At 45.4% G+C, this 21,161-nt stretch carries 18 protein-coding genes and 1 pseudogene; 16 read left to right on the top strand and 3 right to left on the bottom strand.

All coding sequences use genetic code 11. From position 1 onward, the window contains the following. The first annotated feature begins 23 nt into the window (after positions 1 to 23). The 14 genes and pseudogenes from AB4583_RS04160 to AB4583_RS04225 all read left to right on the top strand — a co-directional run bounded on the left by AB4583_RS04160 (position 24) and on the right by AB4583_RS04225 (position 13,565). Positions 24 to 1,007, top strand: a complete 984-nt coding sequence (locus tag AB4583_RS04160; protein WP_372116540.1) for an AAA family ATPase — start codon at positions 24 to 26, stop codon at positions 1,005 to 1,007. A gap of 12 nt (positions 1,008 to 1,019) precedes the next feature. Further along, positions 1,020 to 1,982 (top strand): DUF58 domain-containing protein, encoded by a 963-nt coding sequence (locus tag AB4583_RS04165; RefSeq protein ID WP_108208754.1) that lies wholly within the window; start codon positions 1,020 to 1,022, stop codon positions 1,980 to 1,982. Continuing rightward, complete coding sequence (locus AB4583_RS04170) at positions 1,983 to 2,525, top strand: DUF4381 domain-containing protein (protein WP_372116542.1); 543 nt, start codon at positions 1,983 to 1,985, stop codon at positions 2,523 to 2,525. It abuts the gene before it with no gap. After that, positions 2,518 to 3,597: a VWA domain-containing protein gene (locus tag AB4583_RS04175; RefSeq protein WP_372116543.1), complete on the top strand. Its 1,080-nt coding sequence runs from the start codon at positions 2,518 to 2,520 to the stop codon at positions 3,595 to 3,597. The genes AB4583_RS04170 and AB4583_RS04175 overlap by 8 nt, the downstream gene beginning before the upstream one ends. Continuing rightward, entirely contained in the window at positions 3,590 to 5,296 is a 1,707-nt protein-coding gene (locus AB4583_RS04180) for a VWA domain-containing protein (RefSeq protein WP_372116545.1), read from the top strand. The genes AB4583_RS04175 and AB4583_RS04180 overlap by 8 nt, the downstream gene beginning before the upstream one ends. Continuing rightward, on the top strand, positions 5,293 to 6,675 hold the full coding sequence (locus AB4583_RS04185) for a BatD family protein (RefSeq protein WP_372116546.1): 1,383 nt from the start codon (positions 5,293 to 5,295) through the stop codon (positions 6,673 to 6,675). Before AB4583_RS04180 ends, AB4583_RS04185 begins: the two co-directional genes overlap by 4 nt. 78 nt (positions 6,676 to 6,753) lie before the next feature. Continuing rightward, entirely contained in the window at positions 6,754 to 7,659 is a 906-nt protein-coding gene (locus AB4583_RS04190) for a LysR family transcriptional regulator (RefSeq protein ID WP_017059228.1), read from the top strand. Between the two features lie 19 nt (positions 7,660 to 7,678). Continuing rightward, on the top strand, positions 7,679 to 8,419 hold the full coding sequence (gene yegS / locus AB4583_RS04195) for a lipid kinase YegS (protein WP_372116548.1): 741 nt from the start codon (positions 7,679 to 7,681) through the stop codon (positions 8,417 to 8,419). Next, a pseudogene (gene tnpC, locus AB4583_RS04200) lies at positions 8,320 to 9,279 on the top strand (IS66 family transposase); the annotation flags it as partial. The gene yegS and the pseudogene tnpC, both read left to right, overlap by 100 nt. A 377-nt stretch (positions 9,280 to 9,656) precedes the next feature. Further along, the gene (locus AB4583_RS04205) at positions 9,657 to 9,941 is read left to right on the top strand and encodes a hypothetical protein (protein ID WP_017062010.1); all 285 of its coding nucleotides are present in this window, start codon (positions 9,657 to 9,659) and stop codon (positions 9,939 to 9,941) included. Between the two features lie 44 nt (positions 9,942 to 9,985). Next, positions 9,986 to 10,387 carry a carboxylesterase family protein gene (locus tag AB4583_RS04210; RefSeq protein ID WP_372116550.1) on the top strand — a complete coding sequence of 134 codons (402 nt, stop codon included), beginning with the start codon at positions 9,986 to 9,988 and terminating at the stop codon, positions 10,385 to 10,387. Continuing rightward, the gene (locus AB4583_RS04215; RefSeq protein WP_372116556.1) at positions 10,323 to 10,703 is read left to right on the top strand and encodes a hypothetical protein; all 381 of its coding nucleotides are present in this window, start codon (positions 10,323 to 10,325) and stop codon (positions 10,701 to 10,703) included. The genes AB4583_RS04210 and AB4583_RS04215 overlap by 65 nt, the downstream gene beginning before the upstream one ends. A gap of 109 nt (positions 10,704 to 10,812) precedes the next feature. Next, positions 10,813 to 12,489: an amidohydrolase family protein gene (locus tag AB4583_RS04220; RefSeq protein ID WP_372116552.1), complete on the top strand. Its 1,677-nt coding sequence runs from the start codon at positions 10,813 to 10,815 to the stop codon at positions 12,487 to 12,489. Positions 12,490 to 12,581: 92 nt separating this feature from the next. Next, a complete protein-coding gene (locus AB4583_RS04225; protein WP_065584640.1) occupies positions 12,582 to 13,565 on the top strand; it encodes a GTP-binding protein in 984 nt (327 codons plus the stop codon). 312 nt (positions 13,566 to 13,877) lie between these two features. On the opposite strand, the gene AB4583_RS04230 is transcribed toward AB4583_RS04225, so the two are convergent. From AB4583_RS04230 to AB4583_RS04240, 3 genes are all read right to left on the bottom strand, one after another. After that, the gene (locus AB4583_RS04230) at positions 13,878 to 15,053 is read right to left on the bottom strand and encodes a threonine/serine exporter family protein (protein ID WP_017062006.1); all 1,176 of its coding nucleotides are present in this window, start codon (positions 15,051 to 15,053) and stop codon (positions 13,878 to 13,880) included. A 754-nt stretch (positions 15,054 to 15,807) separates the two neighbouring features. Beyond that, a complete protein-coding gene (locus tag AB4583_RS04235) occupies positions 15,808 to 17,490 on the bottom strand; it encodes an alkaline phosphatase family protein (RefSeq protein WP_102332856.1) in 1,683 nt (560 codons plus the stop codon). Positions 17,491 to 17,655: 165 nt separating this feature from the next. Beyond that, complete coding sequence (locus tag AB4583_RS04240) at positions 17,656 to 18,444, bottom strand: SUMF1/EgtB/PvdO family nonheme iron enzyme (RefSeq protein ID WP_017060470.1); 789 nt, start codon at positions 18,442 to 18,444, stop codon at positions 17,656 to 17,658. 137 nt (positions 18,445 to 18,581) lie between these two features. On the opposite strand from AB4583_RS04240, the gene AB4583_RS04245 reads away from it, so the two are divergent. Both AB4583_RS04245 and AB4583_RS04250 read left to right on the top strand, forming a co-directional pair. After that, positions 18,582 to 19,913: an anaerobic sulfatase maturase gene (locus AB4583_RS04245; protein WP_372116554.1), complete on the top strand. Its 1,332-nt coding sequence runs from the start codon at positions 18,582 to 18,584 to the stop codon at positions 19,911 to 19,913. Between the two features lie 87 nt (positions 19,914 to 20,000). Next, complete coding sequence (locus AB4583_RS04250; RefSeq protein ID WP_017060468.1) at positions 20,001 to 21,059, top strand: HEAT repeat domain-containing protein; 1,059 nt, start codon at positions 20,001 to 20,003, stop codon at positions 21,057 to 21,059. The last annotated feature ends 102 nt before the right edge of the window (positions 21,060 to 21,161 follow it).

Here is a 21,161-nt window from a genome sequence, read left to right on the forward strand (position 1 = left end):
CAGATTGAATTAAGGGAAGACCTATGAACCATGCGCAACAAGCAATAAACCAACTGATTGAACAAACAGAGAAAAGTGTTATCGGTCAGAGCCACGTCGTTCGGGCTCTGGTGATAGGGTTATTGACTAATGGCCATGTGCTTTTAGAGGGACTTCCCGGTACAGCGAAAACTCGCTCAGTAAAATCGCTGGCGAATCTACTGAACACCAGTTTTGGTCGAATTCAATTTACGCCAGACCTGCTGCCATCTGATGTGACGGGCACGGAGGTGTATCAAGAGCTTGATGGAAAGCCTCAGTTGCATTTCCAACCGGGTCCTATTTTCAACAGCATTGTATTAGCCGATGAAGTGAACCGTGCGCCTGCAAAAGTACAGGCTGCTCTGCTTGAAGCGATGGCGGAAGGGACGATTACGGTGGGTGGTCAAACTCACATCCTGCCAGATTTGTTCATGGTGCTAGCCACACAAAACCCAGTTGAGCAAGAAGGTACGTATCCACTGCCTGAAGCACAAATGGACCGTTTCATTATGAAAGTGACAGTCGACTATCCAGAAGATGAAGCTGAACGCGACATCATTCGACTTGTGCGCAGTGAGGAACTCGGTAGCGAGACCAGTTCAGAATTAGTCACGCCACAACATATTGAACCTGAGTTGGTACTTGAAGCTCGGCGCCAACTTCCAGACATTGCCGTTTCTGATTTAGTTGAGAACTACATTGTGGCCTTGGTGATCGCAACTCGTAAGCCAGAGCGTTACCCAGAATCAAACTTGTCTAAATGGATTGAGATTGGTTCAAGTCCGCGTGCTTCCATCGCGTTGGATAAATGTGCTCGCGCTTATGCATGGTTGCAAGGACGTGACCATGTCACGTTGGACGATGTGCGTGCCATGTTACCAACCGTATTAGGTCACCGATTCTCGTTGTCTTACGACGCATTGGCCGATGGTGTTGACCATCAAAGAGTGGTTGAAGAACTGCTCGATAATGTTGAGATTGGATAACTAGGGGGCGTCATGGCGAAGCCAACACAAGCTCCCAAATCGCAAGGCCTTGATCCACGACTGTATTGTGATTATTCAAGGTTAGTGCGAATTCAGGCTCAAGCTGAGTCGTTTTCACTGTTACCTCATTTAAAAGCGGGCAGCGTACTTTCGGGCAGACATAACTCTTTGTTCCGTGGTCGTGGTTTGAACTTCGAAGAATTACGTCATTACCAATTGGGTGATGATATCCGTAATCTCGATTGGAAAGTTACGATGCGAACGGGTAAGCCTCATATTCGTAGCTATACCGAAGAGAAAGACCGTAATGTGATGATCTGTGTCGATCAGCGCAGTTCGATGTTCTTTGCGTCTCAAAACACCATGAAATCTGTTGTGGCTGCCGAAGTGGCGGCATTGTGTGGATGGCGAGTGCTGAAAGATGGTGATCGTGTCGGCTTCGTTTTGGCCTCGCACCAAAAACTGTTTCATACCAAAGCTCAACGTTCTCAATCTGATTTGTTGGCTCAGCTAAAACATCTTACCAAAGCCAATCAAAGCTTAGGCGTCAATGTAAGTGATGGCGATAATGTTGGTTTTAGCCAGTGGATTGAACTGATCAAACGAATGAGACTCAAGCAATCAACCTTGATATTCATTAGTGACTGGCGAGACTGCCGAGAACAACATCTCGATCGACTAAAGCAGTTACAGCAACACAACGATATCTTGGCCATTATGGTCACCGATTCATTAGAACAGTCATTGCCTCAAGATCTTGCAAGCGCAAACTGGGTGGTGGGTGATGGTCGCTTTCAACTTAATCTGGATAGCCAATCTAAGGTTAACCTCGCAAGTGAAAGCCTTGCCCAAAAAGCGGCACTTCAGAAACTGTCCCTTGCTAAATTGATGGCGATGAAAAACCTCCCTTATATAGAATTAGACACGTCGGGCAATCACATATCACAGCTGCAGAAACTAGTGGGAGGGCGCTAAATGGCTGTTGAACATACTCCCCCAAGTACCTATATCCTCCGCGAACTGCACGATGTAGCGATTCCTGACAGTGTGAGCTGGGCTCCTCAAACGATCGGCTGGAAGATCCTTGGCGTTATTCTGTTATTGGTCGCTATCTATCTGGCTTATCGCTTGGCGTTAAGGTGGTGGAATAACCGTTATCGCAAAGAAGCGCTTCAAGAACTCATGGTACTGGATGCAAGAGACAAGAACTCAACCGAACGAACCTTTAAAGTCCTCAAAGTGGTGCTTCGTTACCTAGACAGCAGTAATGCCAAGTTGTTTGGCCAAGCTTACGTGAACCGTTTGAACGCTTATCTGCCTGTTAGCGCCAACACGAGTGAAAACAGCAATGCGTTCTTTGCCGATGAAATTTCGGAATTATGGATGCAAAGCCTAATTGATACTAATGTGCGTTTGAGCTTTGAACAGCGTTTAGAGGTAATTCAAACCGCGATGATGTGGCTAAAACTTCACAAGCCGAATGTACAGGTAACGGTTGAGGGGCAAGACAATGTTTGATGTTTTATCTTCCAGCTTTGAATTTGCGCATCCGCTGTGGTTTATTGCGCTGCCTTTACCGTTGTTGGTCTACTTTGCGGTGCCAGCTTATCGAACTAAGCAAATGGCGATTAAGGTGCCATTTTTTCGAGAATTGGTAGAAGCGATTGGGGAAGCACCGTCAGAAGGTGCAAGCCAGTTAACTCCAAGCTGGTGGCAACGAACCACGCTCATTATTACTTGGGTATTGGTCGTGTGTGCGTTAGCGAAACCAACCATTCTTGGTGAGCCACAGGTTCGCGAACAATTGGGTCGTGATGTGATGGTGGTGGTCGATTTGTCTGGCTCAATGGCGGAGCAAGATTTCACTTCTAAACAAGGCGATAAAATCTCTCGTTTAGATGCGACCAAAGAGGTGCTGGCTGATTTTGCGAAAACCAGAAAAGGTGACCGACTCGGTTTGATCTTGTTTGGTGATGCAGCGTTTGTACAAACGCCATTTACCGCGGACCAAGATGTATGGCTTGAACTGCTTAATCAAACCGATGTCGCGATGGCAGGGCAAAGTACGCACTTGGGCGATGCAATTGGCTTGGCGATCAAGGTGTTTGAACAAAGTGAAAAGCAAAGTGCTGCCGTTCAAGATTCAAACGTCGACACCAACGAAAAAGAGAAAGTCGTGATCGTATTAACAGACGGTAATGATACAGGAAGTTTTGTTGAACCGATTGATGCCGCCAAAGTTGCGAAGGCGAAAGGCGTTCGTATTCACGTGATCGCCATGGGCGATCCGCAAACCGTTGGAGAGGTTGCTCTGGATATGGAAACCATCAAGCGTGTCGCTCAAGAGTCAGGTGGCGAAGCCTTTGAAGCACTTAACCGCGACGAACTGACCAAAGCCTATGCTCAGATTGGTGAGCTTGAACCTCAGTTATATGAAAGTACCACTTATCGCCCTAAACAGGGGCTGCACCACTATTTGATGGCGATTGTTGTAGTGATGTATTTGACCGCATTCAGCTTAGCAACGATACGCCGAAGATCGCTGCTCGCTTCTTCGGCTAAGAATTTGAAAGGAGAGAGTGATGCCTGATTCTCTCACGATACAACAGTTCTTTACCCAGTTTCATTTTATCCGACCTTTGTGGTTGTTGGCCTTTATTCCGATGTTCTTCCTGTTATGGGTTCGTTGGAGAGAAGAGACCAAACCAACGTGGAAAGACATTTTACCTACACATTTACGTGATGCATTGACGATTGGCGAAACAGGCTGGCACAAGCAACTGCCGTTGAAGCTATTGGTGGTGATTGTGACTATCGCCATCATTATCTGTTCTGGCCCAACATGGCAGCGTGAGGCTTCGCCTTTTGGTGAAGACAAAGCGTCGATGTTGGTTGTGCTTGATAGTAGTGAATCTATGCTTGCTAAAGATTTGCCTCCAAGTCGCTTGGAACGATCTAAGCAGAAAATTAGAGACTTATTGGCAGCTCGCAAAGGCGGTAATACGGGCTTAGTGGTTTATGCAGGCAGCGCACACGTGGCGATGCCCGTCACGCAAGACAGCAAGGTGTTTGAACCGTTTCTAGCGGCTATCACACCCGATATCATGCCGGTATCAGGTAAGTCAGCAGAAGAAGCACTGCCACTGATTAATCAGCAACTGTCTGGTGAGTTAGGCTCTTCTGTACTGTTGGTATCAGATGGTGTAAACCCAAGCGCCATTAGGGCGTACGAGAGTTTCTTTAACGACAATCCGTATCAGTTGCTCATTCTCGCCGCAGGAAACAGTAATGTGGTGAGCGATAACCCTGTCGACCTAGATTCACTGCGTAACTTAGCGAGTAAGACGGGTGGACGAGTGATTGAAGTGACCGTTGATGATTCGGATATCCAACAACTGAACAGAGCGGTTGAAAGAAACATGCAGCTCAACGGCGAATCTTCAATGCCTTGGAAAGACATGGGCTATGGACTGCTTATTCCAATGGCTTTCATTATGTTGCTATGGTTCAGAAAAGGGTGGTTGGTGCAGTGGTGTGTCGTTGGTTTGATGATCACAAGCAGCATGTATTCACCAGACACTTTGGCGAAAACAGTCAACTTAACCGCTGAGAAACCAGTTGTGGTGGAGTCGGTTACTACTTGGGACAAAACAGCTCAATGGTGGTGGGACTTATGGTTAACGCCCGATCAGCAAGGTCAACGCCTGTTGAATCAGAAAGAATATCTTCAAGCTGCCAAACATTTTACTGACCCAATGCGAAAGGGCGCGGCTTATTACTATGCTCGTGATTTTAAGCTCGCTCACAGTGCGTTTTTGCAAACCAAAACTGACCTTGGTTTGTACAATGCAGCGAGTGCGTTAGCTAGGCAGCGTGAATACCTTGCCGCACGAGACCTCTTGAAATCATTAAGTGAGAAAGAGGATCTGTCACCAGAACTAAGAACGGATGTGGAGAACAATCTTGCTGTGCTTAGTGGAATTGTCGAAGAGGTAAACCGAACCAGTGAAAGCCAGTCTGGAACCACAGATGGCCCTGAAGAATCTTTAGAACTCGAAGACGATCAGCCGCGAACGGGTGATGGCGCTGAAGAAGAAACGGTAGCGGAATTGATGCTTAAGGAAACACTTAACGCGAATGAGATTTTGGGCAGCCAAGAGCTTGCCGACAAGTGGTTAAAGCGAGTAGAAGCCGATCCTAAGTTCTTCTTGAAATCCAAATTCCAAATTCAGTTAAGAGATCCTGCGCCTTCCATCGAACAAGCGTCAAAACAGGAGCAAACGCAATGAGTCGATATGATTTAGCTCTTGAAGCGATTCAATCAAAGCGAGCGCGATTCACAGCCCGCACATGGTTGTTGTCGATGACTCTTATGTTGAGTTGGTTTTTTCCTGCTGTTGCTTCTGCTGCCGATATCTTCGATCTGCAAAAAAGTGGTGACGTTGAGCTTATCGCTTGGATTGGCGAGAAACCCAAGTCAGGCGACAAAATAACGCCGGGCAAAGTCAGCGTAAATGAGCAGGTCATTCTGAACATTGAGGTGGCGACACCGCGCTGGTTAACGGGCGGCACTCGAATCGGCAGTATCGAAATCCCTAACGTTATCGCTAAGCAGCGTAACCAACTCGCGACGAACTACACAGAAAGAGTCGGTGGTACTACATGGTCACGTCAGCGTTGGGAAGTGACGCTTTATCCGATGACTTCCGGTGAGTTTGTTATTCCAACCGTACCGGTTCGTATCCAAGTTTCTGCTCCTGATGGTTCAAACGTGGGCGGTACGCTTTACACGCAGCCGATTAAGTTTGAAGCTTCGTTGCCTTCAGGTTTACTCGATAATGAAACGCCTTGGTTTTCTGCGACAGAAGTAGATATAGAGCAGCAATGGCAACGCTCAAGTGAAGAGCTAAAAGTTGGCGATGCTATTACTCGAACTATCACGATTAAGGCAAAAGACAGCTTTTCTGTGTTGCTGCCAGATGTGCTAACCAATAAGTCCACTAAGCAGTTCCAAGCTTACCCACAGCCCAACCGTTTGGATGACACTCAAGAACGTGGTGATTATCGCTCAAGCCGAGTTGAACAGACTGTATATGTGATTCAGCAGGGTGGTGAGTTTACGCTGCCAGAGTTTTCATTTCAGTGGTGGGACAGCAAAAATCAACGCCTTGAAAACGTGGTGATAAAAGGAGAAGTGTTTGAAGCCAAACACACAGTCCAATCTTTCATCAAAGCCTACATGTCGGTGTTTATTACTGTTGGTTTGGCGTTATTAGTCTGCATTGCGTTGATTATTTCCGTTAAGCGTTACTACGCAAATCGTCCAATACCAAGTTGGTTGGTATTACGTCGTTTACTCAAGCAAGGTAATTGGGCTGCATTAAGAACCTTTATCTACCGTCAATTGCGAAACGAAACCTCTCAGTTAGAACTGAATAAAGCGCAACATGATAAAGCGAAAAATGGTAAATCAAATGGGAAAAAGCGTTGGCTAGAGGATAGCGAAGCCCTTCAACAAGGATGTGAAGATAAAAACGTATTCACTCGTTTATGGAAAGGGTTACGTAACTTGCCCAACGAGAAATCAAGCCAGAGTCAATCTCGTTCAATTGCCGCTCGCTTGAAAATCCCTAAAGCCTTGCCAAACTTAAAAGATAGAACTAAGTAGCAAACTTTAGTTATTCGCATCGAACATAATCGGCAGGTTCTCTACTATGGGGAACCTGCTTCTTTAATATGGAACTGTATGAAAAGTACCGAACTAAATCTAATTCCTATATTTGTTGCTATCTATGAAGAGCAGAACTTATCTAGAGCTGCTAATCGCATGGATATAAGCCAACCAGCAGTGAGTAAAGCACTTGCAAGGTTGAGAGATATCTATGATGAGCCACTGTTTCATCGCACCACATCAGGCGTAGAGCCAACCACATTCGCTATTGATATCTATCCTGCAATGGCCGCTGCACTTAAAAACTTTACTTCTACCTTATCCGCATCAAGAGACTTCGATCCTAAAACCTCAGGCCGCGTGTTTTCCATTGCCTGCGTCTCGGCGGCGAGCTACGAAATGATGCCAAAAGTCATGCGGTTAATCAGCCAAGTCGCACCAGGTATCGCGTTAGAGGTTCATCCTCTGTTTACCGAAGACTATGAGTCTGATTTAAGGCTGCAAAGACACGACGTGATTGTTGATATGACGCCTAAAGGAAGAACCATGCTTAAGCACGAGGTGATTTCTACAGAAGAGCTGGTGGTGGTGTGTAGTAGTGATCATCCTACGGTTGGCGATACCATCGATATGGAACAGTTCTTAGCACTCGAGCATGTGGTGGTCTCTAGGTGGCATGCGCGCAAAAGCTTATTAAGCTCTGAGCACTATAGTGACCTTGAGAAACGTAGAATCGTGTATCGCGCAGCGGGCGTTGTAGAGATGCTTCCTGTTATCGAAGGCTCTGAGTACATCGGAGTAATGCCTATTTCATCAGTGCATTGTTTTGCTGAAAAGTACGCGGTAAAAACACTGCCATTGCCCTTCGAGTTGGAAGACCTCGATATGTGTATGATTTGGCATCCAAGCCGTACTAATGAACCAAGCCATAAGTGGTTACGAGCTAAGATCAAAGCGGCAGCAAAAGAGTTATCAAGTTAGCCTATACAAGGACATCGCCATGGACAGCATTCGCGTGATTTTAAACGGAAAGAAAGCCAATATCCCGGAATTAAGGCAAGCCATCTTTGCGGCGAGGGACAATGATATTGACCTGCAAGTTAGAGTGACTTGGGAATCGTCGGACATGTTTCGTTTGGTAAGCGAGGCAATATGCGATGGTGTTAAGCGTCTGATTGTTGTCGGTGGCGATGGAACGGTGAATGAAGCCGTTAACGCGCTCAACCAGTTCCGTGTCAGTGAAAGACCACAACTGGCGCTTATCCCAATGGGCACTGCGAATGATTTTGCTACCGCAACGGGAATACCTAACGATATTTCGGGTGCTTTTGAACTAGCGCTGGAAGGCAAGGCGTTTGCGGTGGATAGCGCGCGTGCGAATGACCGCTATTTTATGAATGTCGCTGCGGCGGGTTTTGGTGCTGAAGTCACAGCTGAAACGCCAGTCGAGCTTAAAGATTTTCTCGGTGGCGGTGCGTATACACTAACAGGTGTGGTGAAAGCACTTGGCTTTAAGCCCTACAGTGGCACGTTGCCCATAGACAAAGGCAGCTTTACCGGCGAGATCCTTGTTGGTGCTTTTTGTAATGGTCGCTTAGCGGGTGGAGGACAAGAGTTAGCACCCAATGCATTGATTGATGATCGCTGTTTACCCAGTCGGGTATCGAGCTATCACGCGCCACCATGGCTAGGTGGGTCATCCAAGTCAGTGAGAAGTTCGCCCCGCTGTATGCCGCCTTGAAAGAGCACCTACTTCAACAAGTGGTGGTTCAAGCGGATGAAACGCCGCTCAATGTGCTCAAAGAAGAGAAGCAGTGTTATATGTGGCTTTACTGCTCAGGCGCTGACTCGCCCGAAGCGGCACTGCCGAATGTGAAAAAATCGCCTTGTACGACTATCAAAACAGTCGCGCGAGGGTGTGCCCCGTGGACTTTTTAGGTGACTACAACGGTTATCTACAAACCGATGGCTACACGGCTTATCATGGTCTGCATCACGTCACTAATGTGGGGTGCTTAACGCAAGTTCATGGACGCGAAGAAGCTTCAAGGGGAAGGTAAATCGGGCAAGGCTGATAAAGTGCTGGCTAAACCCCAAAAGCTCTACGGGATAGAATCACGCTTAAAAGGTGCGCCTGCCGAAGAACGCAAAGCAGAGCGTTAAGCGTATGCCAAGCCGATACTGGATGATCTTTACCAATGGATGACAACCCAGAAGGTGATAGGCTCTAGCCCACTAGGCAAAGCAATAAAGTACTAGCTCGGGCAATGGCCTAAACTCATTCGTTATATCGACGATGGTCACTTATCTATCGAGAATAATCGCGCTGAACGCGCAATTAAACCGCTGGTTATTGGCAGGAAAAATTGGCTATTCTCCAACACACCAAACGGTGCTGATGCGAGCGCGATGCTTTACAGCATCATCGAGACCGCGAAAGCCAACGGTCTTATCCTCTAAGACTACATGGTCAAGTGCATGAAAGAGCTGGCGAAAGCAGAGCCTGATATCGACGCACTTCTACCTTGGACCTCTTCGGGTCAAGTCAAAACAGACCTCAACAATATTGGCTTTGGCCTCGAAACTTACGTTTGGTGCTAACTATGCCATCGGACTCTAATAACATATTTGGGTTCTTTGATGAGTTTGAAGCTTCAGAAGGAGAGTCACAGCAACCCCCTATAGAGCTGTTTCAAGAACCCGTTGAAATTTTATCAACCCTAGATAGTCAGCCAAAGAAGGTACAACAAGAAGTCTTTGTGATAAATAAAAAGCGACATCCACTCACGGTAGTGAATATATGTAGGGCCACGTCCTGCATAAGCGATTTATTCAAATTTAAAGAGTGAATTAATATCGCACCATAAAGAAAAAATACTTCAAATACTCCAGAAATGAGCATGGCTGAGCATAGGGATTCTCAGGTTTGATGATACCAATATCAGGTCAGATGGCCGAACACATTTATGGGTACAACCATGAATTTAACGCATCGCTCACTCATGGTTATCGCTATCACTGTTGCTCTTTCTGCGTGGGGTAGTGATGAAACCAGCTCACGTCCTATTAAGCCAGAACCGCTTCAGACATTACCAACAGAGCAGGTTTCAGTATCCATCGGGGACGCGACTCTTTTCGCAAATAGAGAGTCTGTTGTGATCAATACCTTAGCAGGTGACGAGCAACGCGTATCCATTGAAGCGTTTAAAGGAATCACTTACGCCGATCAACAACGTTTTCAGCACAGTCACTCCGTCAATTAGAACACAATGCTGATAGCGCTATAGATGCGACACAATTTGGCGCCGTGTGCCCACAGCTTAAAATAACCCAGCAAGAGCAATCTGAAGATTGCTTGAATCTTAATATTTGGCGTCCTTCGGAGATCAATGGTTCAGAGTCATTACCCGTGTATGTCTTTATTCATGGTGGGGACTTTGAATATGGCGCAGGTTCTGATACCGATATTAACGGTGATACCGTCGTGGCTAAAAGATACCATTTGATATACGGGTGGCGTTGGCGCTGGAAAGGCGAACCTCGATATTTTCAAAGAGTTCAGTATAGGTGCGTCGTACAACAAAACGATTCAATTCGGCACAAAAAACTCGGGAGTCGCTGCGCTTCAGCAGCTCCAGTTTCGAGTGGCAAACACACCATTGATGCTGGGTGTGAAACAGATTATTGGCCAGAGATCGGTAGAGTTTGAGACCAGTAATGAAGATGTGAATAACGCTATCAATGGCGTTATTCAATATTTTATGGGCCAAAGCTCGGTGACCTCTGGGCTGGGTGTTGTCGCGGAATACGATAATGCGATCGATAATCGTTGGACCGTTTCTGCGTTTTATGGCCTGGGTAAAGCGACAGTAGAGGGCAGTCTGTCAGACGATGAAAGTGTCGATGCGTATGGTGCTGGATTTCGCTATCAGATAGCTTGCCGATATGGGTTACACATGGGGGTAGACCTCGCTTTTAGTGACGTTGACAGCGCGTTTTATATAACGGTTGGCAGTGGATTCTAATGATGGAAAGGTGGGTGTTAGTCAATCGATTGATTTTTCTACATGCAGCATAGTTTTCATAGCAATCATGAACTAATATTCTTTTACAACAAACATAACAGGTATCAATATGAAAAATTACGACCCAAATGAATTGGACGCTACGCAAGTATTACTTGATGGTGTCGATACAGATAAACGTTCGACTTTGACTAAGTTAGCGGTTGGGGCTGCGGCACTGCCTTTTGCCTCTGTTTTACATGCAGCCCCTGAAAAACTGGTTGGCCAAAACATCAAACTGATGCCTAACGAGAAAGGGCCATTTGATATCGTTATCGAAAATGGCCGTGTTGTTGATCCTGAAACTGGACTCGACGCAATTCGTAACGTCGGTATTAAAGGTAAGCGTATTGCTGCAATCTCAGACAAAAAGCTGCAAGGCAAAACAATCATCGATGCTGAAGGTCTCGTGGTTGCACCTGGCTTTATCGATATGCACGCTCACGGACAACAACTTCCTGCTGCCCGTGCTCAAGCATTCGATGGCGTAACCACCGCTCTTGAGATGGAATCTGGTCTATTCCCAATCGGAACGTACTACGATATTACTGCTGCTGAAGGTCGCCCGATTAATTACGGCGCTTCTGTAGCATGGACTTACGCTCGTATTCAAGCAAAAGAACCTACGATGCCTGCTCCTGATGGTACGATTGTTTGGTTCCAGAAAGCTTTTTCTAAAAACAATTGGCAAAATACCCTAGCAACCCCAGATGAATTAAAACAAATTCTGGGCTCGGTTGAGCAAGGTCTTAAAGAGGGGGGCTTAGGCATTGGTATTAACGCGGGTTACGCACCAGGTTATGGCCACAAAGAGTACTATGATCTTGCTAAACTAGCAAAACGCTATGAAGTACCAACCTACACTCACGTTCGTTACCTAAACAGCGCAGAGCCACAATCAAGCTTTGAAGCATACCAAGAACTCATTAGTCTGTCGGCGACAACGGGTGCACACATGCACATTTGTCACCTCAACAGCACGTCAGTACAAGATATCGAAGATTGTGCCGATTTAGTTCAATCCGCCATTGATCAAGGTTTAGCCGTTACTACTGAAGCTTATCCTTATGGTGCTGGCTCTTCCGTTATTGGCGCAGAAGTTTTCCGTGGTGACGATTGGTTACAACGTTGGGGTGTACCAAGCGCTAGCTACATGGAAGCGAATGGTAAAGCACTAAACCAAGAAAAAGTCACTGAACTACAAGCATCAGCGCCCGGTACCGTGGTTGTCATGCACTTCTTAAAACCCGATGAGAACAAAGAAGATCGCGCTAAAATGGACCGTTCAGTATTATTCCCAGGTGCAGCTATCGCTTCAGATGCAATGCCTTGGATGGATGATAAAGGCGTATTAATTGAAGGTGATGTATGGCCACTTCCAAGCAACGCAATAGCTCACCCTCGCTCACTTGCCTGTTTCTCTCGTTTTATTGAAAAATATGTCGAGGAATACAAAGCGGTAACACTAGTAGAAGCGATGGAAAGAACTAGCTTAAACGCATGTCGTATTCTTGAGGATGCTGTTCCACAAATGGCAAATAAAGGTCGTATTCAAGTAGGTAAAGATGCTGATTTAGCTATTTTCAAACTTGATGAAGTAAAAGCCGTTGCAACATTTGATAAACCAAATGCCCTTTCTACAGGCATGAAATACGTACTTGTAAACGGGACACCTATCATTGAAGCTGGTGAAATGTTGTTAGATTCAAACCCAGGTGAAGCGGTTCGCAACAAAGTTACGGGCTAAGTTATCCTGACTTAAAAGGTTGGGCATTAGCTCAACCTTTTTTATTGCTTACCGAGTAAATATAGACAACGAAAATCGAAAGAGAGCATGCTATGAGCAAGAAGCCTATTCCAGTAACAATTTTAGCCGGATTTTTAGGAGCAGGGAAAACGACCCTACTAAACCATATATTAACCAATGCAAATGGAATGCGCATGGCTGTGATCGTCAATGATTTTGGATCAATCAATGTTGATGCGGAGTTAGTTAAATCTGAAAGTGAAAATATGATCAGCCTAGAGAATGGCTGTATCTGTTGTAACCTTGCAGAAGGACTAGTCGTTTCGGTAATGCGTTTACTCGCATTAGAGGAACGCCCAGACCATATTATTGTTGAAACTTCAGGTATCGCAGAACCCAAAGAAGTGGCACTTCAATTTGAAGATCCGGAACTGCAAGCACACGCACCTTTAAATGCAATCGTGACGACGATCGATGCGGAAAACATTTTAGGGCTAGAAGGCCCAATGGAGACGTTGTCGAAGCAGCAAATTCAAGTGGCTGACATTGTTCTGGTTAATAAAGTTGACCTAGTCGATGCTGATAAACTAGAGCAAGTCAAAGCATGGTGCCGAGTACAAGCTCCGTTTGCTAAATTGATTGATATTTCATTCGGCGAAGTGGATTTACCTATCTTATTTGATGCCCCTGAAAGTACGCGCTTTGTCACTAACAAAATAGCGGCTGATCAAAAGGAATGCCAGCACCATGATTGTCATGATGAGCACTGTCATCACGTGAACCATGATTTCGAAACATTCAGCTTTGAAACTGATCAACCACTTAATCTACAAAGTTTGTATCCTCTACTGCAACAGTTTTCAATTGATGCTTATCGCATGAAAGGTATTTTAAATTTAACCGATCGTCCTGATCATCGCTGTGTATTTCAGTGCACGGGCCAGCGAGCCAATGTGACGGTTGGAGATGCATGGGAAGATGATGAATCTCGTTCGTCACGGTTAGTCTTCATTGGACCTAAAGGTGGCCTTGATAAAGAGAGTATGCGTAAAAAACTGAACGCACTGGTGGCGTAGTTAGAACGGAAATGGAGTAGATGGCAAGCCTATCAACCTAGCGCTTGCCTATACCTAGCTTACCTCTGCCTACTTTGCATTGACTCATCCTAAGCATCCTTATCTTATTGAATTATTGGCTACTTTCGATTCTATTCGGTTTTTCCAAATCCATATTGCTCATTCTCCTCGCCATCTGAAACAAAATAGTCTTATCGATTTTCGAGACTCTGTTCATCAGTACCTTCTCAGAATCGGTTAACGTCAAAAAGCAGATAAAGACTCAATCGTGGGTTATTGGGGCGTGTTGATCAGCGATTGTTAGCTCGATGGTTAGTCCTCAATGATGGAATCAAAATGACGACTAAATATAGAATAAACCATGATTTGTCCCGCCATAATCGCGCCAAACATCAGCAAGGCGGACAGACCAATATTCGGAATGGGTAAAATGGAGGTCGCAAAGAAGGACTCACTTGCTCCGACAATGATTCGACTACCGGGGACAAGAATGATGATCCCTTGAATAATGTATATGAGTGGTGGAACGTGACGCAATTTTCCCATCCCCAACCCGTAAAGCGTAATGAGTATTGTGCTTACCCATGTACCTACAACCCAATCGGAAGTAAACCAATGTGGCCCCCACATGCCAATTGCCGCGACAGGAAGGCCTAAGAGAATTTCTGTCATACTTGCGTTGAAAATAAGGCCAATAGCGACAGAAATCCCGATCAGTGCGGTGACATGAAGAACGAATGGGATTTCATCAATAAATACCGGTACCGATAATGGTTGATTGATTATGTTGGCTAAGCCTAACCCCATAACAATGCCGATGAATATTTTCATTACTATGAGTGCGCTTTGTGCAAGCAGTTCGATACCTGACCGAAAGTCATTGAGAGCAAGACTGGCTAAGCCGTTGGTGACGGTTAACCCAGGAATAAAAAGGACAATGGAAGAAATGCACAGTGCCAATGTTGGTAAGCCGGGAACCTGTGCCGCTATCATACCGGTTAAAAAACTGGCTACTAAGGCGACAAAGAACTCGACAAGAATGCTTCTTGGCCCAGTCAGGAAAATTTGTGCTAGCCAGGCTATAGCGCCCAGAATAATGGATAAACCGACCGCCAGATAAGTACTGCCAACTAACATTAAATAACATGGCGGAAGCAATAAATTGGCAAAGCACAAGGTACGATTCGAGTAGGTTTCTGAACCTTCGTAATGGGAATGAGTCGAAAACCCTTTAAGCGTTGCGACTAAATCACGTAAGTTAACCGAGGGTGGTTTTTTGTTTTCCATCACGACTTTTTGCGTGGGTTGCTCAAAAATAGTGATGACTTTTGTCGGGGTCACATCAATAGAGACTTCAATGTTCTGGCGTTTTGCATAAGCTTGAGTGTATTGAGCTACCGAGTAAGGCGCACAACCAGATTGATGTAATCGGTCAGAAAAGCTCAAAATTTCTTGCTGGCATTGTTCGATATGATTTGTTTGTTTCATTCTGTTTGTTTCTCAATCAACAAGGCGATATATGTTTGAGGGGCATTCTAATTCAATAGTATCCTAATTCAAGCGTAACCAATAGTCGTGTATAGAGGACGGGCCCCTACAAACGAACAAGGCAATGGTTAAAAAGATAGGATTCATTGAATGAGAGGTTATCAGTTTATCGTTGAGGTAAATCAGTCATTGTTGAAGCTGCAACCTCAAAAATAGATCCGCTCATGCAGCTATTTGAAGGCGTAAAACTCCAAATCCATGAGGTGATTGATTTAACTCTGAGGCTTTTAGAAAAGCTCGGTAATGAGTAAAGGAAACTAATATTTAGGAAATGGAAGCCTAAATAAGATTGATGATGAGCGTTAGAATCACAACTAGAATGGAACCGACATAAGCAATTTCAATAATGTTTGAATCAATCCAGTTGCAGTATGCTTGAATTGCTAAACTCAGTTTGTTTTTCATAATGGCCTTTGGAAAATTAACCGAAATCTACTGTAAATAATAGCTTATTATGAGTGAGCTTTGGTGACGGTTTCAAAGGTTCCTTAGCGCTAACAGTGTGATTGCGGCGCTCACGTATTAACAATATCGTCCCGTGGGTTCATGGGGCGGATACAGTCGATAAGGTTTAAGAGCAGAAAGTTGGGCTGAAAAAGAGGTTCGACCTAGTGAGTCAGAAACAGATAAACGGCTCTTTTATTGAGTGGGTGCTGGATTCGAAATCTAGCTCACGAAACCTTAGAGATTGAGTCTACTCAGTGATCTCTTGCAGCACTTCTCCGATTGACCCGCTTGGTTGGGTGATACCCAGTTTGTTCGAAAGCGTTGGCGCAATGTCATATGGCGTGACTGCTCGCGATACCTTCTTAGCTTCAACGTCGTAGCCTGCAAAGATCACAGGCACATGAGTGTCGTATTTCCACGGAGAACCATGTGTAGAGGCAATTTGGAGGCCTTCCATGTCGTTAATGTAGCTGCGCGGTGCAAATACTACGTACACGTCGCCAGAACGAGCAGGGTGGTAGTTGTTTTTAATTAGCTGCATCACATGCGTATCCGGTACTCGGTTAGCCGCAATGTCACTACTTGATACAGCAAACGCAACACCTTTCACTTTTGCAATTTCATCCGCAATAGCTTCTTGGACCTTAGCCAGATCAAGCTTCTTCTCAGCGATCAGATCATGATTCAGATAGATGTAAGGTTGTGCGTACAAGCGAATCGCGTCTTTGGTTAAACCAAATTCATCCTTCAATCGTTTCTCAACACCACTCGAGAGTAGTGTGTCTTTATTGAAGTATTGAGCTTGATTGAAACCAAGCGCATTTGCCGCAGGTGAAGATTCAGGAACGCCGTGGTCGGCAGACAGCACAATCAATGTGTTTTCTAGCCCGACTTGGTTATCCACGGTTTTGAAAAGCTTAGCGAGAGTCTTATCAAGTCGGATAAGGTTGTCTTCTGTTTCTAGGCTTTCAGGGCCGTAAAGGTGCACCACGTAGTCATTTGATGAGAAACTCACTGACAGATAATCGGTCACGTCGCCTTGGCCAAGCTTCTCTTGCATCAACAAGGTGCTAGCGAAGTTTTCCGTGATTTCGTCACCAGCAGGGCTGACGGTCAGCGTTGTGCTGTAGTACTTGTAACTTGCCGGGCCATAAGGATGAGGGAAGGTGCGTTGGAAGTCACCGAGTTTCACTTTGTGTTCGGTATCGTGTTCTTGCAACGTGTATTTATCACGCGGTAATGAGAGCTCCCATTTCTGTTTGGAATACTGAGCAGCAATCGCTTTCTCGTTCCAGCGTGATACCCAATCTGGATACTCGTCATAGTAATAGTTACTGGTGACAAACTCCGATTGTGCTTTGGAGAACCAGAAGGCTTTACCACTGTGTCCTGCCAATGAGATTGCGCCGCGGTCTTTCACTGATACACCGAATACTTTTGATTTGCCACTATTGGAAATCGTCAGTTCGTCACCAAACGTGGTGGAGAGTATTGGCTCTGGAGAGCGGCCATCGCCTTGTGCTGTCTTCTGCGTTGGGTCGATCTCTGTTGCTTTATCGACACCTGCACCAGAGGTCAGCATTTGGTAGTTACCGTCTTCTACGTTATACACCAAACGTTCTTCGCTACGGTCATACCAAACGTTACCTACCATGCCGTGTACGCTCGGTGGAGCACCTGTTGCAAGAGACACATGGCCCACGATCGTTTCCGTGTTGCCATGTTGGTAGTTTGCGTTGGTGTAGTAGGTACCATCATCCATTAAGTACCGGAAACCGCCTTCACCGAAGTTGTGCTTATATCGTTCGATTAGATCTGCGCGCAGGCCATCTACCGTGATTTGAAGGACTAGATTTGGCTTTTCCTCAGCTGAAGCTGGGAGAGCGCAGAGTAACGCGAGGGTTAGTCCTGAAAGCTTGGTGTATTGCATAGAGTTTCCTTATTCACTGTTGCCGCTGAGTTCTAATGTTTGGTCAGGTTTCCAACGTTTGGCCAGATTTGTAACGTGTGTGCAGTGCGAATCGTATTTTTAGTATTGTTGGTGACGATTAGTGAACCATAACCTTCGGCATCTTTAGTTAGTTCGCTTCGTTAGCTAGTTCACATCCTTAACTAAACGCAGCCCCATATCTGACATAGTGATCGATTGGCTTGCGAAGTCACGACGGTAACTTTCAGATTCATTTTCGTCATAAGCAAAGCTGCCACCGCGAACCGATTTGTGTGATAAACCGACGTCGCTGTGTTTTGCGTTGTTAGGGTTGTCTGTTGGACCGAATCGGTAGAAGGTGTCATCGAAGGCATCGATAACAAACTCGCCCACGTTTCCTGTCATGTCATATAAGCCTAGTTCATTTGGTTTCTTTAGCCCGACTGGATGTGCGCTATTTTTAGAATTTGCTGAGTACCACGCAACATCATCTAAGTTATTGGAACCACTGTAAGTATAGCCTTTACTTTTATTGCCACCTTTGGCTGCAAATTCCCATTCAGCTTCAGTAGGCAGACGGTATTCTTCACCCGTTAATTCATTCAACTGCTCAACAAAATAGTTTGCTTGCTGCCAACTAAGGTTATTGACCGGAACTTGTGGGTTTTGGAAATAACTGAGAGATGAACCCATCACCGATTCGAACAATTCTTGAGTCACCTCGAACTTCGCAATATAGAAACTATCTACAGTTACATTACGTGCAGGACGCTCTGCTTTGGTCGCTTCTGGACCGTTCGACCCCATGGTGAATGTGCCGCCTTCAACCAACACCATCTCTTGGTCAATTTGTTGGGCGATGGGGTGTGTAGGCACGCTTGCACAGCCACTCAGAAGGATAGTCATGGTGACGCTGCTAATTGTTGCTAACTGTTTGTAATTAAGAAATTTCATCACGTGCCTCAGATGTTCGAAATAGGGTCTAATTCTAACGTTTAAGGTCATTCCTATTGGTTATAAAGGGTATAACATGTCACCTGTTCGAATAGGAATTATGATGGGTCCAGAATACTAAAATAGGTAGGTAAATCATGCATATTACTCAAGGTCCACAATATAACGGTAAAGCGTCTAAGCGCTTGCATGTCATGGCTAAGCCGATTGGCGCAGCATGCAACATTGACTGTAAATATTGTTACTACCTAAGTAAGCAAGATTTGTTGGAGTACAAGAAAGGCAGTTCTCCAAGAATGGATGATGAGACGTTAGAAACCTACATCCGACAATACATCGAAGGTCAAAACACGGCAGAAATCATCTTCTCATGGCAGGGCGGTGAACCGACCATGCTAGGCTTGGCGTATTTTGAACGCGTGGTTGAGCTACAGAAAAAGTACCAACCTGAAGGTGTATTGATTTCAAACGACTTACAAACCAATGGTACATTGTTGAATGATGATTGGGCTGAGTTTCTTGCGAAGAACAACTTCCTGATCGGTTTGAGTATTGATGGTCCTGAAATGCTGCACAATGCTTATCGTGTTAACAGAGCTGGCCGTGGCACATTCAAACAAGTGATGGCGGCTGTGGAGCTGCTGCACAAACACCAAGTGAAGTTCGCAACGCTTACCTGTGTGAATAACCTCACCAGTCAAAATGCACTTGAGGTCTATCGCTTCCTACGTGATGTGGTGAAGTCACCGCAAATGCAGTTTATTCCTATCGTTGAACAGAAAACGTTCCGAACAGTTGCACCACAAACATCCCAAGTAAGCGAGCAGCTTAAACAAGGCGACAAACGCCTGATCCCCGGCCATAAAGATTCAATCATGGAATCGTGGTGTGTGTCGGACTTGGCTTGGGGTAACTTCTTGATTTCTGTGTTTGACGAGTGGGCCAAAAACGACATCGGCAAGGTGTTTGTTCAGTATTTTGAAGCGAGCGTAGAAACATGGATTGGGCGTCCGAACCCATTGTGTACCTTGAACGAGATATGCGGAAAGGGTTTGGCAATGGAGCCAAATGGCGATGTTTTCTCATGCGACCATTATGTTTACCCTGAATACAAGATTGGTAATATTCATCACGAGAAACTTGATGATTTGGCGTACAGCGCACCACAGCAAAAGTTTGGTTTTGCTAAATCCCGCACACTGACCAGTCAATGTCAGCAGTGTGATTACAAGTTCGCTTGTCATGGTGAGTGCCCTAAGAACCGCTTTATCAAAACTCGTGCAGGCGAACCGGGTTTGAACTACTTATGTGCTGGTTGGCATAAGTTCTTTTCTCATGTCGATAAGTCGATGGCGTACATCGCTCGCGCGATGGGGCATCCGGTTGCTCATGGTAAATTCAGCGACTCAGTATTGATGGCGCATCGAGCAAAACAGGCGCAACAAGCTACGTTCGAGACCAAGTTTTAACTCGTTCTTTGGATCAACAGGTCCAAGATAAATTTAATCAGATACGAGTCTAAGGACAGGCTAAGTTCTCCAGTTTAAGGTAATACTATGATGAAGAAGAGTTTAGCGACGGCTGTTGCTTTATTGATTTCAACGTCCGCATTAATTTCAACGTCTGCGATGGCTGCGAATAGCGTTCAACAAACGGTTGACGCGCCAGCACAAAATATCAATCAAGTGCTTGAAATGACGGACACTCAAACCCGCATTCAACAGTTGTCTTACATGGCACAAGATCAGAATCAATCTGTTGAAAATCGTACTGGTGCACTGCAAGAGCTTGCTTCATATCCAAGCCAAAATGCGCTGGTGGCGGTGGCAAGAGGCTTAAAAGATCAAAACCCTGAAGTTCGTGAAGCGGCGGTTATCGGTTCTGAACCTTACCAACTTGAGCATCGTTGGGCGTTAGTTTCCCCCTTGCTAAAAGACAGCGATACCATGGTTCGCCATACGGCAACGTCAAACCTAGTCCGTGACTTCAATGCATTGGATGACGAGCAGAAAGCACAAATTGAACCACCAGTCATAGAGCTTATTAGCTTCTTGGAAACGCAAGAATCTGAAAAGTACCAATTACTGTTTGCTGATGTGCTTCGTTGGCACAATGACTGGGATAAGGCGGAAACGGTTTATCTAGAGCTGATCAATACGCATCCAAAAGAAGCGCAAGTTTGGTTGAGCTACGCAGATAATTTTCGAGCTCAGAACAAAGATAAGCAAGCAGTCGAAGTATTAGATCGTGGTTTGGAGAGCGTGCCAAACAACGCCGCTCTGCATTATTCGAAATCGTTGACTCTGGTTCGCCTTGAAGACAAAACTGCGGCAGCCAAAGAGATTGAAGTGGCTGCGAAGCTAGCGAAAGATAACAGCTACTACTGGTACCTAAATGGGGTATTACAAGAAGAGTTGGATATCGACAAGTCGACTAAATCGTTCGAGAAAGCATATTTGATCTCTGGTTCTCCAGAGCAGCTATACGCGGTATGCGATATCTATGTGCGCTACGGAAATGAAAAGACCGATGATTGCTTAGGTGAGCTAGGTAAAGTAGCTCCTGACTATGTTATTGATCAGTTGAAAGATAAACGAGTAGCGCCAAGCTCATAATATCCTAATGAGTAATTAGCGAAGCCTATAATGAAAAGCCAGTCGACACGTTCGACTGGCTTTTTCGCATCCATGAACTGCTTCATAGACAGGATCTTAAGA

It is taken from the genome of Vibrio sp. 10N.222.49.C12 (genome assembly GCF_041475025.1).
In the GTDB taxonomy this organism is placed as follows: domain Bacteria; phylum Pseudomonadota; class Gammaproteobacteria; order Enterobacterales; family Vibrionaceae; genus Vibrio; species Vibrio crassostreae_C.

Excerpts from the sequence above, each read along its gene's own strand:
- AB4583_RS04160 (WP_372116540.1), top strand. The coding sequence starts at position 24 with ATGAACCATGCGCAACAAGCAATAAACCAACTGATTGAACAAACAGAG.
- yegS (WP_372116548.1), top strand. The coding sequence starts at position 7,679 with ATGGACAGCATTCGCGTGATTTTAAACGGAAAGAAAGCCAATATCCCG.
- AB4583_RS04165 (WP_108208754.1), top strand. The coding sequence starts at position 1,020 with ATGGCGAAGCCAACACAAGCTCCCAAATCGCAAGGCCTTGATCCACGA.
- AB4583_RS04170 (WP_372116542.1), top strand. The coding sequence starts at position 1,983 with ATGGCTGTTGAACATACTCCCCCAAGTACCTATATCCTCCGCGAACTG.
- AB4583_RS04245 (WP_372116554.1), top strand. The coding sequence starts at position 18,582 with ATGCATATTACTCAAGGTCCACAATATAACGGTAAAGCGTCTAAGCGC.
- AB4583_RS04205 (WP_017062010.1), top strand. The coding sequence starts at position 9,657 with ATGAATTTAACGCATCGCTCACTCATGGTTATCGCTATCACTGTTGCT.
- AB4583_RS04250 (WP_017060468.1), top strand. The coding sequence starts at position 20,001 with ATGATGAAGAAGAGTTTAGCGACGGCTGTTGCTTTATTGATTTCAACG.
- AB4583_RS04175 (WP_372116543.1), top strand. The coding sequence starts at position 2,518 with ATGTTTGATGTTTTATCTTCCAGCTTTGAATTTGCGCATCCGCTGTGG.
- AB4583_RS04235 (WP_102332856.1), bottom strand. The coding sequence starts at position 17,490 with ATGCAATACACCAAGCTTTCAGGACTAACCCTCGCGTTACTCTGCGCT.
- AB4583_RS04180 (WP_372116545.1), top strand. The coding sequence starts at position 3,590 with ATGCCTGATTCTCTCACGATACAACAGTTCTTTACCCAGTTTCATTTT.
- AB4583_RS04240 (WP_017060470.1), bottom strand. The coding sequence starts at position 18,444 with ATGAAATTTCTTAATTACAAACAGTTAGCAACAATTAGCAGCGTCACC.
- AB4583_RS04185 (WP_372116546.1), top strand. The coding sequence starts at position 5,293 with ATGAGTCGATATGATTTAGCTCTTGAAGCGATTCAATCAAAGCGAGCG.
- AB4583_RS04225 (WP_065584640.1), top strand. The coding sequence starts at position 12,582 with ATGAGCAAGAAGCCTATTCCAGTAACAATTTTAGCCGGATTTTTAGGA.
- AB4583_RS04230 (WP_017062006.1), bottom strand. The coding sequence starts at position 15,053 with ATGAAACAAACAAATCATATCGAACAATGCCAGCAAGAAATTTTGAGC.
- AB4583_RS04220 (WP_372116552.1), top strand. The coding sequence starts at position 10,813 with ATGAAAAATTACGACCCAAATGAATTGGACGCTACGCAAGTATTACTT.
- AB4583_RS04190 (WP_017059228.1), top strand. The coding sequence starts at position 6,754 with ATGAAAAGTACCGAACTAAATCTAATTCCTATATTTGTTGCTATCTAT.